This window comes from Xenorhabdus bharatensis (assembly GCF_037996705.1).
GTDB lineage: Bacteria > Pseudomonadota > Gammaproteobacteria > Enterobacterales > Enterobacteriaceae > Xenorhabdus > Xenorhabdus bharatensis.
The window spans coordinates 312,190-325,699 of the sequence record NZ_JBBMXG010000002.1 but is presented as its reverse complement, the minus strand read 5'-3'; the positions used below and the strand labels follow the sequence as shown (position 1 = coordinate 325,699).

Here is a 13,510-nt window from a genome sequence, read left to right as displayed (position 1 = left end):
GTGGCAAAATTAGTTAAAAACAATTTATCAACATTTCTGATGAACAATAATGAAAGAAATTACCTTTACTCCTGCACAGACAACGGCCATCAATGAACCCTTTTTCACTGCGATACAAAAGGGCTTATTATCAAAGCATCCCGATATTCAGATTATGCTGGCTTATTTCACACAAGACAGCTATCGGGATGATTTATTTACTGAATATGGCATTGTGTATCCTGAACGATTGCAAAATGCTGTCACTAAACGGCGGGCGGAGTATCTGGCTGCCCGTTACTGTGCCTGTAATATATTAAATAACATGGGATATTCTGAATTTCAGGTGGAATCAGCGCCGGATCGCTCTCCAGTCTGGCCTGAAAGAATTTGCGGCTCCATCTCTCACTCAACCAACTGTGCTGTTGTATTCGCTGCTTCCAGTGATAAATATCAATGGGTTGGCATTGATATCGAAAAAGAGATCAAACAGGAAACTATTGATAGTGTTTCAGCCAGCATTATCAATGATACTGAGAAAGAATTATTGGCAAAATCTCCGCTGACTTTTATTCAGGCATTCACACTCGCTTTTTCTATTAAAGAAAGCCTTTATAAAGCACTTTACCCTCATGTGAAGCAATTTTTCGATTTCCATGCAGCAGAAATTGTGGAGATTGACTGCACTCATCACACTGTGACCATAAAATTGCTGAAAACACTTACTGATGATTATCAGGCCGGTTCTTTGTTTCACGGGAATTTTGTCCTCATGCCGCAGCAACAGCTATTGACCTATATCGTTGGATGAAGAAAGCGGGAATCAAACAAATATGCCAGCTTATAATCTGCTGGCATATTTTCTGTATACACTATGGATCTCGAGTGGCATCGCGTGGCAAAAGAGCACTTGAAAGACGCCGGGGATATTACTTTATCCGACCGGTTGCCCGCGCATAAGAAAATAACCCACCAGCAGCAACAATATTCGCCAGTTCCCCGACAGGGTCGGTCGGATATTTTTCACCGCTTTTCAGTACGGTTACTGTCTGATTTTCAATATCGATCTCAATGCTGTCACCGGTAACTAAGCTGTCACACAAGCGTTCCTGTGCCGCGACAGGCAATAATTCACCAGTAGAGACACAATTGCGGAAGAATATCCGGGCATAGGACTGTGCCAGAATGGCTTTTACACCCGAAGCACCCAGCGCTACAACGGCATGTTCACGGGAAGAGCCACAGCCAAAATTCTGCCCGGCAACGATAATCGGATATTTCGCTTTACCTTTTTCTTCATCAATAAAAGGCAGCGACCCTTCAGGTAATCCACACATCGCCAGTGACGCTAATTGAGCATAACCTTCAGGTGAAGAGGGATTTACTTTGATATATTCCCCGGCCAGAATCTGGTCAGTATCAATATTATCCTCCAGAACATAAACCTGACCACGAATGATATTTTCCTTTTGTTCATTAAAAACAGCATCATTCATAACGACATCACTCATAAAAATTCTCCCGGATTCGTGATCTGGCCAGTAATCGCTGCCGCAGCAACAGAGTACGGTGAAGCAAGGTAAATATTCGCGCGCTTATGCCCCATTCTTCCGACGAAATTACGGTTCGTCGTGGATATAACTGATATCGGATCATTAACGCGGCCAAAAGTATCCGGCGGGCCACCGCAGCAGGCAGCACAACCCGCTTCAGCAGAAAGTTTCACTCCTGCATCCGTTAAAATCTGATACACGGAAACGCCCTCAATCTGGGTTGTGATGGTTTTATGGAATACTTCTTTTGTCGCGGGTACTGCGTAAGTCGGAATTTTAACCTTATGGCCTTTTATAATACGGGCAGCGGCGATGAAATCTTCAATCTTGCCCCCGGTACAGGAACCGATATAGGCCTGAGAAATAGCAACATTGGCAACTTGTTCAATGGAAACTACATTATCCGGCGAATGCGGTTTGGCTATCTTCGGCTGCATATCCGACACATCAATATTTAATACTCGGGTATATTCCGCATCTTCATCTGGGTAAACAATCTCAAACGGGATCTCATTCCGTTCTGCCAGATAATCAAGCGTTGCCTGATTCGGCACCATAATGCCATTTTTAGCACCACACTCGACCACCATATTACAAATCGTCATACGCTCTTCGACAGATAACTCATCAATGACATTGCCACCGAATTCAATCGCCTGATAGGTCGCACCATCCACTGTCAGTTCTGACAATACCGCCAGAATCATATCTTTTGCCAGAACATGCGCTGGCTTAGTACCCGTAAAATTCACACGAATAGTACTCGGCACTTTCAGCGGAATTTCTCCCGTCCCTATGGCATAAGCCGCATCAGTAATCCCCAACCCAATCGCGAATGTCCCGAATGCACCGGCGGTAACAGTATGAGAATCCGTCCCTAACAAAACTTCTCCGGGACGAGTATGACCTCCCTCCGCCAATCCAATATGACAGACACCTTTATAATTGGGGGTTCCGACATCATAGAAATACTTAACATTCTGTTCTGCGGCAAATTCACGCATGACCCGTATATTCTGGTTCGCCTGCGGATCAGCCGAGTAAACAAAATGGTCAGGGATCATAATGAAACGAGTCGGATCCCATATCTTGGCATCCTGACCAAACTCTTTTTTAAATACGCTGGCAACGCCGGGGGCACAGGGATCATGAGACATCAGGATATCCACTTTTGCCCAAACCACTTCGCCCGGTGTGACCTGTTCACGCCCACTCGCCCGCGCGAGAATTTTTTGTGTCATAGTTTGGTTCATCTCACATTGCCCTCCAGAATATTTAGACATGCTTAAAAAGAACAGCTTGTTATTGTTATAAAATAATTACTCTTTATCGCAGCAAAATGCCACCGTTCGGCTCACTGTTTCTGTCATGGAACAGTCGTTCGTTAAATGAAAAATTTCTACAGAGAATAAAACCCTTCTGAGCAGAACCTGTGATATGTTATGGTTTTCCGGTGTAAATCATCAGGTTACTTTATGAATAATATTGAGAATATCAGCTCAATGGTGATCTTTGCCCGTGTCGTAGAGACATTAAGTTTTACTGAAGCGGCAAAATCATTAAGGCTTTCGAAGTCTTCCGTCAGTCGTGAAATCGCACAGTTAGAAATCAGGCTCGGTACTCAGTTACTCAACCGAACCACACGCAAAATTCAGGTGACAGAAGTCGGAATGAGTTATTACCAATATTGTCAGCGTATCCTGAGTGAAGCCAAAAACGCCGAACGTTTTATCCGTAATTTCCATGAAGAACCGATGGGAAGCCTGCGCCTGATTGCACCGGTATCCTTCGGCAGCCAATGTATTGTTCCGGCCCTGAATAATTTTGTTGCCGGAAATATCCATGTCAGTGTCGATCTGGAACTGACCGACAGGATCATTAACATGGAAAAAGACCAATGTGATATCGCGATTGTGGTAAGCCGTGAAACACCAGACCACCCACTTGTGATGCCTCTGATTGATATCACTTGGGGGCTTTACGCCACTCCGGACTACATCAGCCAGTTTCCGGCTATAGAAAGACCGGAAGATCTTCCCCGTTATGATTATCTGCTATTTCGCGGCCCTGCTCATACTATCTCCCTTCCGTTTCAGAAAGAGAGAAATAAGTTTGATATTGAAGTGCGCAGCCGTTTTCGCATTAATAATAGTGTAGCATTGATGAGCTCAGCGCTGGCTGGAGCGGGTATTGCTTACCTACCGGACTATATCACCCATGAATCCGTCACCGCCGGAAAACTGATAAGGCTTCTGCCCGAATGGGACATGGATATCTATCAATCTTGGGTCCTGTTTAAATCCGAAGAAACGCTCTCTTCACGTGTACGGCTTTTTGCCAACACCTTGCAGCATAAGCTGATGAATCAGATGCAACGAACTGAGTAAACGATGACGCTGCTCTGAGGTTAAACGCAGGTAACGGCGGGTCGCCGGAAGCCGACTGACAATTTCAGAAGCAGCAAAATGTTCAATTTCGTAACGCCATTTTCCTTCCCTGATTTGCATACTGCATGAACGGAAATCCAGTTCTTCTAACGTCTGTCGAATAACAGGATATTGCTCCAGTTGCTCAATCAGTTTCAATCCATCTTCCTGTTTTGAAAAAAACCGTATCCGCTTTTTACGTAGGCTACCTTCCGTTTTTACCTGTATATCGGCATTCAAAGGCTGATCTATCACGCCGGAAACAGAAAAGCGCGTATAAACAATGAATGCCATAAACAGTTTTTTCACCCTTTCGTTGACACCTATTGCCAACTGTTCTGCTGGTCTGACAATCAGCTCTCCCGGCCCGGGCCTTTCACAGTCATAGGGCTGGAGATCACGCTCCAGCCGGTTAAGGGTCAGGCCTGCCTGATAGTCGGCAGGCAGGCGTTGTTTGTTGATTTTTTGCCAGAAAGAAGATTTAGCGGAGGCTGCGTAATGGCTCAAGTTTAATCTCCTTCAATTCAGTTTCAGAGAACGTTTTGGACAGAATAGTTTCCACTTCTACAGGTTTAAACGGATTGACTTTCTGAACAAATATCGTCCATATCAGTGCATAGGTCGCTGTTAAACCAAGCATGATCAGGAAAGGGATATAAACATCCGCTTTATTCATACCCGGGGGCGTAATGTAAATAAGAGCGATAACAACCCCCACAGCGGAAATGATCTGCGGTAGTGGGAAAAATGGGGATTTATAGGCACGATGCAGGTCAGGACGACGGATACGCAGCAGAATGACAGAAATTGTGACTAACAGATAAGCCGTTCCCCAAGAACACACCGCAGCCAATACCAGTGGCATAATACGGTTCAAATCACCCTGAATGGCAAAAGCATGGATACAGGGGATTAGAACAGCAATTAAAATACCAAACACGGGGGTTTTAAATCTTGGATGCAGGTAAGTGAAAATACGGGGTAAAGTACCGTCAAGTGCCATACCGTATAAAATACGGGGAACGGCTGCCATCAGTGTATTAATCGTTGCCGCTCCCGCCAGCAGCAGGCCAAAACCAATCCAGTATTTACCAAAATCCCCCATGACCTGCCCGGCAAAAGCCGGAATTGCCATCGGAGTTTCCAGTAATCTGACATTATTCGCAGGGTCAACAATGACGTTTTCCACCTGATGTGTCATCGCAGCGCCGTACATAAACATACAGAACGCAACACCACACAACCCGATTGCCATTGCTCGCGGGATGACTTTTGCTGAATTTTTGATTTCTGGCGCCATTGGCGTCACCAGCTCACAACCCATAAACATAAACATCGCCATGCCGACCAAACTTAATATCACTGTCGGATCAGCAATATTCAGTGACTCACCAAACCAGCCATCAACTGAAGTGTGAAATGGCATCAGCAGACCACACAAACTAAAGATCACCAACGTACTCCACATGGCAAACGTCAGTATAATCTCCACTTTACTGAAGGCCTCGATCCCAAACGCATTAAGTAGACCAAAGGTGATCACTAACCCTACCCCAACCATCCAGGAAGCATTATTGCTCTCCATCACGGTATTGAGGCTTTCAAAATTCACCAATGCCATAATGCCGGAAAGAATGGTTTCCGCAGTCCCGGCAAAAACATGCACGATTAAATAGGCAGAAAGTGCCCCGGTTATTGCCCAGAAACGTCCCATACCACAAGAAATATAATCATATACTGACCCTGACGTAGGCAAAATCGCAGCAGCTTCAGCAAAAGTCGTTAACTGAGCCTGCATCACAATAAAGCTGAGAAACACAGCCAGAGCAAATGTATCACCACCTATTCCGAACCCGCTGGTGACGGTTAAAATAACCGGACTTGCCATAATCACACCAACAGAACTAGCAAGCGTTGTCGGAAAACCGACCTTACCCTTCTCAATATGTGATATTAACTTTGAGGACATATTCATTTTTCTTCCCCCTTTTACCCTGAGATACAGTCGGTTTGATTGTGAATTTTTTGTAAACAAAAGGTGACTGTAATTTAACTATAGGGATAAGGGGAAAAGTGTTGCCATCATTCTAAAGAACGATACCCAAACGAGGTATCTCAAGCTGATTTTTGCCGAAAAGTACCAAAGAAAAAATTAAAAAATACTGTAACTCAAGAAATATCAGGCAATAATGAGAAAACGATCAATTAACATATTAATAAAAAAGTGGCAAGATGTACAAAGTCAGTCTAAAAGCAGTCAAAGCATAAAAATAATAAGTTTTTAATAATGCAATGAATCTCACATTATTAATATGTATGTTTTGTATTCATAATCAGAAAAGCCATGATGAATTCACCACTGGATCAGATAGGTACGATCAATGAATACACCTCCACTCACTCATCATCAACAGACACTGGTGAATTGCTGCCTGAATACGATTGCTCACATCATTCCCGTGTCTGCCGCTGTTTATTATCTCGTTAATGAAAAGTGGCAGCCCGAACAGCATATCCTGTATGGCATCACACCCGACATGTATCAGGCATATGTCGGGTATTTTTATCAGTTAGACCCACTGCATCCGGAGAATTTCAGAAATAATGCGCAGTGTCTTGTCAGCATGAATGACAAAATGAAAGAGAGTGCCCAGCAGTTTTATCATGATTTTATGCAGCCCAATAACTTAACGGATAGAGTCGAAATCTTTATCCGCCGTGGGAATAAAATCCTCGCGGGCCTTTCCGTTTTCAGGGACTGTCCGTTTCAGCATCAGGAGGTAATGAGACTCCACACTATTATTCCTGTAGCTGAATTAATGACGTTTGATATTTTGCCCGATGAACAGGCCACGTTCACCTCAAAAGAACAGGAAATTATTCAGTTGGTCAGGGAAGGAGCCAGTAATAAACGCATAGCATTACAGCTCAGTATTTCCCTCTCGACTGTAAAAACTCATCTGCGTAATATTTTTGCCAAAGCCAGTGTGACCAACCGGACAGAATTAGTTTCTCCCGGCTTTATTCGCCGTCATTTGAGCGGGTACAGTACCGCACCCGCCGCGATGATTAATAATAGTTGCCGTGACGGTAATCCCATGTCGTGAAAATATCAGACATGATTACCATGATCTTATGAACATCCAGTCCCTTACGGATCAATACCGGGCACGGTGTAATATCACGCTGACCATTTTGCATCGGAACTAATTTACCGTTGTCATCTACCATTGAAATCATCACACCCTGCTCATAGCGGGTTTGCTCAGTCTCATTCGGCTGAATAGATTTCACATAATCATTGGCCGTAATAATCAGATCCGCACGCTCCTCAATGCGTTCACCAATACACTCAACCAAACCACGGTTACCTTTGCCTGATGGGTTAGCTGAGCTGGCGAAAGAGAATTTACCGTATTTTTCCCACAGCTCTTTCGCCAGAATTTCACCGGGCTTACCAAATTTAATGACAAAACAACTTGTACCACGGCCATCCATCATCAGTTCTTTGGAACCATCATCGGGGATACGATTAACTGCTTCTTCTTTCCACGGCAAGATACAGCCCAATAACACATCTGCATCCCAGTGTTTCTGGTAAAGCTCTTCAATTTCCGGGTTAAGCTGAGCCAGCTCTTTCAACTGCTCCAGAGATCCACACAATACGACGCCGGGTTTATTACGATTGCGCTGCTTAGCCTCAAATTTTCGCTCCAGCCCTTTCGCATCGGACGTCATAATGATGTAACCCACTTTAGTCGGGCAGACAATCATTCCGCCATCATTGGACAGGATCTCGACTGCTTCCTGTTGTAATCCCTGATTCCATTGAACTTTCTTTGGAGAAGAAAAAGAATTGCTGCTCATATATTGATACCCTTTTTTTATAAACTGAAGATCTTAAAACCGGAAAATAATGAATCAGTTAACGCTGGTAATAGCCGGTAATCGTGGCGGTTGCCAGACTATTGGCGTAGATCATAAAACGTGCGACCGCATTGGTTATTTCAGCGTCAATACCCAGTTTTTCTACCGACATGGCATGTACGGTGAAAATATAGCGATGGGCTTTATCTCCCTCTGGCGGACAAGCTCCACCGAAACCAATCTGCCCGTAATCATTTTTGCTCTGAATTGCGCCAGCCGGGAATTTACTGCCATCGCTCCGTCCTGCATCGGGGGATAAAGCCTGTATTTCCAGCGGAATATCAAATGCCACCCAATGCCAGAAGCCACTGCCCGTTGGGGCATCAGGATCATAAACCGTGACCGCAAAACTTTTTGTTCCGGCAGGCGCATCTGTCCAGACAAGCTCAGGTGAGCGATTACCACCGTTACCACCAAACTCATTGAATTCCTGATCTTTACTCAGGAAATCATTATTCTTAAATTCAGTTGAAGTGATTATCATGCTTGTATCCTCATAAGAATGCCTTTTAAAACATCCTAACGCAGTTTTTCTATGCTGCAAGGTTAAGCGATGGTTTTGCGGGATTGTTTCAATTTGGGAACAATAGGTGCGTTTGGGAATACTTTTTATCTGAATGGAAGCTAACTAAGCCATCCTTGGCCTGAAGTATTAACTAAGATTAATACCGCTTATCATTACATTAATCGTCTTTTTTTGAATTTCCGTTCAGCATACTAACAGCACGGGCAATACAATAAGGCACTACCGAACATGCAACTGCAATAGCTGCTCCAGCGGCTTCTTGGGGAGCACTGTTAGACAAAAATAACGCTGGCAGTAGCCCCATTATGAGTCCTAAGACTGAACCAATAATGACAACAAACCATAAGATGCGCATATTTAATACCTTTAAGTTATAGTTAATAATAGAAATTATTATGCGCTACTATAGACCAACATCTTTTCTTTGTCTCATTTGTTGCAAGGATAATCCACAAGATGCAACAAAACCGACATGTCAATATGCCATCCGCATTACCACTGATTTTCTCTTTATGGATATAAATGGCAGCCTTAATAGCACTCACTTAAGCGAGTGCTATTACAACATTAAGAGGAACTTTCAAAATGGAAATTATAATCGCAATTGAAACTAAACAGCTTTTTTCGAAGCCTGTAAATACAATAGTTCCAGCCCGATTGTTGCAGCTGCAAGCGCGGTAATTTCTGACTGATCATAGGAAGGAGCAACTTCCACCACGTCCATACCAACGATATTCAGCGGTTGCAGAGCACGGAGAATTTTCAGTGCACGATCTGAAGTCAAACCACCGATCACTGGCGTTCCTGTACCGGGCGCAAATGCCGGATCAAGACAATCAATATCAAAAGTCAGGTATACCGGCAGATCGCCGACAACAGATTTGATCTGCTCAACAACATCGTCAACGCTGCGATCATTCACCTGCCCTGCATCTAATACCGTGAAATCATTATCTGTATCGTGTTCAGTACGAATACCGATCTGGACAGAATGAGCCGGATCGATCAATCCCTCGTTTGGTGCATGGTAAAACATCGTACCGTGATCAAACTTACTGCCATTCGGGTAAGTATCAGTATGAGCATCGAAATGAACCAGAGCCATTTTACCGAAATGTTTCGCATGAGCGCGCAACAACGGTAATGTGACAAAGTGATCGCCACCAAAAGTCAGCATCTTTTTGCCTGATGCCAGCACTTTTTCAGCATGAGCCTGTAGTTTGTCGCTCATATCCTGCGCATCACCAAAATTAAAGACCAGATCACCACAATCAACGACATTCAGGCGCTTGCGCAGGCTGAAGTTCCATGGCCAGCGGCTGCTTTCCCAAGCCAGATTTGTCGAGACCTGACGAATAGCGGCCGGCCCGTGGCGACTACCAGCCCGACCGGATGTTGCCATATCAAAAGGTACACCGGTAATAACCCACTCCGCATCACCGGAATAAGGCTGGAAATTCAACGGGAAGCGCAGGAAGCCAAAGGCATTTGAAACCAGAGAGTTATCGATTTGGTTTCCTAAGGAACTAATACTCATAATATATCCTCTAAAGCCTTGTGTTTAATTAACATAGGGCTGATTACATTACGCTAACTTCACAAGAAGCCTGAATTTTAAATTATTTTTAAAAACAATAAGTTAATATCAAAAAACAGATAATTACTCATACTCACCAGCATTTGGGCATATAGTATTAGACATCATTTTTTCTTGCTACACTTTTGAGGCCATCAGATGAAATAAATGCGGCAACTATCTGGAAAAAAATGGAACACCTTAATTTAGTACACAATAACCATGCTCCAGTTACACAAATTCTATAAGAATCATTGAATAGTTCCTGCTGTTCCCGTAATTTTAATTTTGATTGAATCTCAGCTAAACCATCGCAATTATCGTCTTTTTTTATTCTTGATATAAAGAGAGTAACCATGCTTTCAACAAAACGATTATTTGACGAAATTCCCTATGAAAAACACTTTGAAGCTACTGTCATATATGTGGGTGATGATCACATAGTTCTCGATCAAACATTATTTTATCCTCTTTCCGGAAATCAGGATTTCGATATTGGTTCCATTGGTGAATATCCGGTAACTGCTGTGCATGTCGACAATACCGATGAAGGGAAATTAGATTTCAGTGCTCCGATAAAACACTATGTCACCACTGATAATTTCAGTGTCGGGCAGAAAGTCGAGGGACAAATCGATAGCACCAGAAGGCTGAATACAATGAGGCTGCATACTGCCAGCCATATTGTTGAATTCTTCATGCGAAAAAAGCCCACTTTTTTGTCTGTCGAAGGCTCTTTTGTTAATAATGAAAAAGACCGTGCAGATTATTTCCTTTCACAGAATATTGATCCTCAATCGCTCTCTGCACTGGAACAAGAAGTTAATTCTTTTATCAGTCAAGGGCATCAGATAGTATTTAAATATCAGGATGAGATAAGATTATGGTGTTGCAACGAAATAGAAATGCCTTGTTGCGGTACGCATGTAAGTAATACAAATGAAATAGGGGCAGTTAAATTATCCAGAAAGAATAAAGGAAAGGGATTAAACCGAATAGAAATTAAATTAGTTTAATTTTTTCGAATAAGCGCCTGTCACAGCGCTTATTCGGTTAGCACTAATGAAAATTACTCATCTTCTAAATAAGTATAACCATACAGGCCACTTTCAAACTCTTGCAGGAACTGTTCCTGTAGATTTTCATCCAGATCTGTCGATTTCACCTGATCACGGAAGCGGGTCAGCAGTACCTGAGGCTCCAGTTTCACATATTGCAGCATATTGGCAACGGTATCGCCTTCTTCACTCTGCTGATAAGTCACTTCACCGTTTTCGCTAACATAGACATCAACAGCCGCAGTATCACCAAACAGGTTATGCATATTACCCAGAATTTCCTGATAAGCACCAACCATAAAGAAGCCGATCAGGGGTGGATTTTCCGGATCGTAGGCGGGCATTGGCATTGTTGTTGCCACACCATCACCTTCAACATAATGATCAATGATACCGTCAGAGTCACAAGTGATATCCAGCAAAACAGCGCGACGATCCAATGGCTTGTCCAACCCTTCAAGTGGCAGAACAGGGAACAGTTGATCGATCCCCCACGCATCCGGCATGGACTGAAACAGGGAAAAGTTCACATAGAGTTTATCTGCCATGCGCTCCTGTAATTCGTCAATGATCGGACGATGAGCACGGTTACTTGGATCAAGATCCTGCTGAATACGGCGACAGATATTTAAATATAATTCTTCTGCCCAAGCTCGCTCAGATAGACTCAGGATCCCGTGGGCATACTGGGTATGAACATCGTATAGATCAAACTGACTATCATGCAGCCATTCACGTAAAGAACGTTTGTAGCCACCAACCTGCATTTCCTGCCATGTATCCCACAAGCTTGTCAAAGGACGTGCAGCATCTTCTGCCGGTGGTGTCGTCTCGGTAAATTCATTACATTCCGCTCCAATGACATTGGAAACCAAAACTGTATGATGAGCCGTCAATGCACGACCAGATTCGGTGATGACAGTCGGATGTGGCAGGCCATTTTCCTCACAGGCATCCCCAATTCCCCAAATGACGTTGTTCGCGTATTCGTTCAGGCCATAGTTGACGGAGCATTCTGACTGGGAACGGGTCCCTTCATAATCAACGCCCAGTCCTCCTCCCACATCAAAGCACTGAATGTTGACACCCAGTTTATGCAGTTCGACGTAAAAACGGGCAGATTCACGCACACCTGTTGCTATATCACGGATATTTGCCAACTGAGAACCCAGATGGAAATGCAGCAATTGTAGGCTATCCAGTTTTCCGGCTGATCGAAGAGTTTCAACCAGTTGTAGAACCTGTGCCGCCGCCAGACCAAATTTGGATTTTTCCCCACCACTGGACTGCCATTTACCCGCTCCCTGTGAAGCAAGACGCGCCCGTACACCAAGACGAGGCACGACATTAATACGTTCCGCTTCTTCCAGCACCATTGCAATTTCAGACATTTTCTCGATAACCAGATACACTTTGTGTCCCAGTTTTTCACCGATCAGTGCCAGACGGATATACTCACGATCTTTATAACCATTACAGACAATGACAGTCCGAGTCATACCAGCATGAGCCAATACAGCCATCAGCTCAGCCTTGGAGCCAGCTTCCAGACCGACAGGTTCGCCAGAATTAGCCAATGATTCAATCACGCGGCGCTGCTGGTTCACCTTAATCGGATAAACCAGAAAATAGTCACCTTTATAACCATAGGATTCACGCGCACGTTTAAAAGCGGCATTAATGGAACGCAAACGATGTTGCAGGATCTGAGGAAAACAGAACAGAGCTGGCAGCTGTAACTGTTTTTTCTCTTGCTGAACTTTCTTTACCAGATCAACAATCTCAACCTGAGCTTCCGGCAAATCAGGATTTGGACAAACACTGACATTACCCAGATCATTGACGTAGTAATAGTTGCCGCCCCAGTACGCAATATTGTAAGTCTGGCGCATTTTACGAGCGATATTATCATTCATGGCAGTCTCCTTCATGGAGTAGAGGTTTGCCTTCACCTGTAGTCAATAACCCAAGACACTATATTTAGTGTGCGTATCTTGCGCATTTATAAATGTCAGGGAATAGCATGCTCTTAAATTATAAAAACGTTTAGAGGAAGCTAAACAATATGTATATTTACTGTTTGGTAATATGGCTTCTGTCCGAAGCGACCTGTCTACTCGAGTGTTTCAGGTAACATCGGAATGAATTCATATTGATAAGAAAGGAACAAGATGTGGATACATCAATGGCATAATGTGGCTGTCGGTTGTTAACAAGCAGCAAATAATGGTTCATAACCCCATTCACCCCACATGGCTTTACGAAAGCCGTTTCTCAATTGATGAGACGCAGAATACGCATAAAACGTATCCGGCAAACGCCTATAACTTGAAGTATAAAAAACCTATCAGTTACAGGGCGCTGTTTATACCTGTAATCCTACAAAATTGCAAAATGAAATTTATTGATGCCTAACAGATAATAGATAAGCATATCCGATAAATTTCCATCGTCATCTTTATAGA

General features: G+C 43.6%; 13 protein-coding genes. 4 read left to right on the top strand and 9 right to left on the bottom strand.

Annotated features, from left to right (window positions below; translation table 11 throughout):
• Positions 1-49: 49 nt before the first annotated feature.
• Positions 50-790: a 4'-phosphopantetheinyl transferase family protein gene (locus tag AAC855_RS03390; protein ID WP_340608202.1), complete on the top strand. Its 741-nt coding sequence runs from the start codon at positions 50-52 to the stop codon at positions 788-790.
• A gap of 118 nt (positions 791-908) precedes the next feature.
• Here the strand turns inward: AAC855_RS03390 and AAC855_RS03385 are convergent, their stop codons facing one another.
• Together AAC855_RS03385 and AAC855_RS03380 are read right to left on the bottom strand one after the other, a co-directional pair.
• Positions 909-1,490, bottom strand: coding sequence for a LeuD/DmdB family oxidoreductase small subunit (locus AAC855_RS03385; RefSeq protein ID WP_340608201.1), 582 nt, complete (start codon positions 1,488-1,490; stop codon positions 909-911).
• Positions 1,487-2,785 carry a 3-isopropylmalate dehydratase large subunit gene (locus tag AAC855_RS03380; protein WP_340608200.1) on the bottom strand — a complete coding sequence of 433 codons (1,299 nt, stop codon included), beginning with the start codon at positions 2,783-2,785 and terminating at the stop codon, positions 1,487-1,489. The genes AAC855_RS03385 and AAC855_RS03380 overlap by 4 nt, the downstream gene beginning before the upstream one ends.
• 222 nt (positions 2,786-3,007) lie before the next feature.
• Here AAC855_RS03380 and AAC855_RS03375 point away from each other — a divergent pair, with 222 nt between their 5' ends.
• Entirely contained in the window at positions 3,008-3,919 is a 912-nt protein-coding gene (locus tag AAC855_RS03375) for a LysR family transcriptional regulator (protein WP_340608199.1), read from the top strand.
• On the opposite strand, the gene AAC855_RS03370 is transcribed toward AAC855_RS03375, so the two are convergent.
• Positions 3,851-4,465: a DUF3156 family protein gene (locus AAC855_RS03370; RefSeq protein ID WP_340608198.1), complete on the bottom strand. Its 615-nt coding sequence runs from the start codon at positions 4,463-4,465 to the stop codon at positions 3,851-3,853. The two genes, AAC855_RS03375 and AAC855_RS03370, sit on opposite strands and share 69 nt — an antisense overlap.
• Entirely contained in the window at positions 4,440-5,933 is a 1,494-nt protein-coding gene (locus tag AAC855_RS03365; RefSeq protein ID WP_340608197.1) for an APC family permease, read from the bottom strand. Before AAC855_RS03365 ends, AAC855_RS03370 begins: the two co-directional genes overlap by 26 nt.
• A gap of 406 nt (positions 5,934-6,339) precedes the next feature.
• Here AAC855_RS03365 and AAC855_RS03360 point away from each other — a divergent pair, with 406 nt between their 5' ends.
• A complete protein-coding gene (locus AAC855_RS03360; RefSeq protein WP_340608196.1) occupies positions 6,340-7,065 on the top strand; it encodes a helix-turn-helix transcriptional regulator in 726 nt (241 codons plus the stop codon).
• Here AAC855_RS03360 and AAC855_RS03355 read toward each other — a convergent pair.
• From AAC855_RS03355 to speB, 4 genes are all read right to left on the bottom strand, one after another.
• Positions 7,028-7,825 carry an L-threonylcarbamoyladenylate synthase gene (locus AAC855_RS03355; RefSeq protein ID WP_340608195.1) on the bottom strand — a complete coding sequence of 266 codons (798 nt, stop codon included), beginning with the start codon at positions 7,823-7,825 and terminating at the stop codon, positions 7,028-7,030. The genes AAC855_RS03360 and AAC855_RS03355 overlap by 38 nt on opposite strands.
• Before the next feature lie 58 nt (positions 7,826-7,883).
• Positions 7,884-8,369 carry a YbhB/YbcL family Raf kinase inhibitor-like protein gene (locus AAC855_RS03350; protein ID WP_340608194.1) on the bottom strand — a complete coding sequence of 162 codons (486 nt, stop codon included), beginning with the start codon at positions 8,367-8,369 and terminating at the stop codon, positions 7,884-7,886.
• A 199-nt stretch (positions 8,370-8,568) separates the two neighbouring features.
• Complete coding sequence (locus tag AAC855_RS03345) at positions 8,569-8,766, bottom strand: hypothetical protein (RefSeq protein WP_099109945.1); 198 nt, start codon at positions 8,764-8,766, stop codon at positions 8,569-8,571.
• Between the two features lie 255 nt (positions 8,767-9,021).
• Complete coding sequence (gene speB / locus AAC855_RS03340) at positions 9,022-9,948, bottom strand: agmatinase (RefSeq protein ID WP_340608193.1); 927 nt, start codon at positions 9,946-9,948, stop codon at positions 9,022-9,024.
• A gap of 395 nt (positions 9,949-10,343) precedes the next feature.
• Between speB and AAC855_RS03335 the strand changes: the two genes are divergently transcribed.
• Positions 10,344-11,003: an alanine--tRNA ligase-related protein gene (locus AAC855_RS03335; RefSeq protein ID WP_340608192.1), complete on the top strand. Its 660-nt coding sequence runs from the start codon at positions 10,344-10,346 to the stop codon at positions 11,001-11,003.
• 53 nt (positions 11,004-11,056) lie between these two features.
• Here the strand turns inward: AAC855_RS03335 and speA are convergent, their stop codons facing one another.
• Positions 11,057-12,961 (bottom strand): biosynthetic arginine decarboxylase, encoded by a 1,905-nt coding sequence (gene speA / locus AAC855_RS03330; protein WP_340608191.1) that lies wholly within the window; start codon positions 12,959-12,961, stop codon positions 11,057-11,059.
• Between the last annotated feature and the right edge of the window lie 549 nt (positions 12,962-13,510).

What these genes read in the sequence shown, in the direction of transcription:
- AAC855_RS03350 (WP_340608194.1), bottom strand. Translation starts at nt 8,369, where the DNA reads ATGATAATCACTTCAACTGAATTTAAGAATAATGATTTCCTGAGTAAA.
- AAC855_RS03390 (WP_340608202.1), top strand. Translation starts at nt 50, where the DNA reads ATGAAAGAAATTACCTTTACTCCTGCACAGACAACGGCCATCAATGAA.
- AAC855_RS03385 (WP_340608201.1), bottom strand. Translation starts at nt 1,490, where the DNA reads ATGAGTGATGTCGTTATGAATGATGCTGTTTTTAATGAACAAAAGGAA.
- speA (WP_340608191.1), bottom strand. Translation starts at nt 12,961, where the DNA reads ATGAATGATAATATCGCTCGTAAAATGCGCCAGACTTACAATATTGCG.
- AAC855_RS03360 (WP_340608196.1), top strand. Translation starts at nt 6,340, where the DNA reads ATGAATACACCTCCACTCACTCATCATCAACAGACACTGGTGAATTGC.
- AAC855_RS03365 (WP_340608197.1), bottom strand. Translation starts at nt 5,933, where the DNA reads ATGAATATGTCCTCAAAGTTAATATCACATATTGAGAAGGGTAAGGTC.
- AAC855_RS03375 (WP_340608199.1), top strand. Translation starts at nt 3,008, where the DNA reads ATGAATAATATTGAGAATATCAGCTCAATGGTGATCTTTGCCCGTGTC.
- speB (WP_340608193.1), bottom strand. Translation starts at nt 9,948, where the DNA reads ATGAGTATTAGTTCCTTAGGAAACCAAATCGATAACTCTCTGGTTTCA.
- AAC855_RS03345 (WP_099109945.1), bottom strand. Translation starts at nt 8,766, where the DNA reads ATGCGCATCTTATGGTTTGTTGTCATTATTGGTTCAGTCTTAGGACTC.
- AAC855_RS03355 (WP_340608195.1), bottom strand. Translation starts at nt 7,825, where the DNA reads ATGAGCAGCAATTCTTTTTCTTCTCCAAAGAAAGTTCAATGGAATCAG.
- AAC855_RS03335 (WP_340608192.1), top strand. Translation starts at nt 10,344, where the DNA reads ATGCTTTCAACAAAACGATTATTTGACGAAATTCCCTATGAAAAACAC.
- AAC855_RS03380 (WP_340608200.1), bottom strand. Translation starts at nt 2,785, where the DNA reads ATGAACCAAACTATGACACAAAAAATTCTCGCGCGGGCGAGTGGGCGT.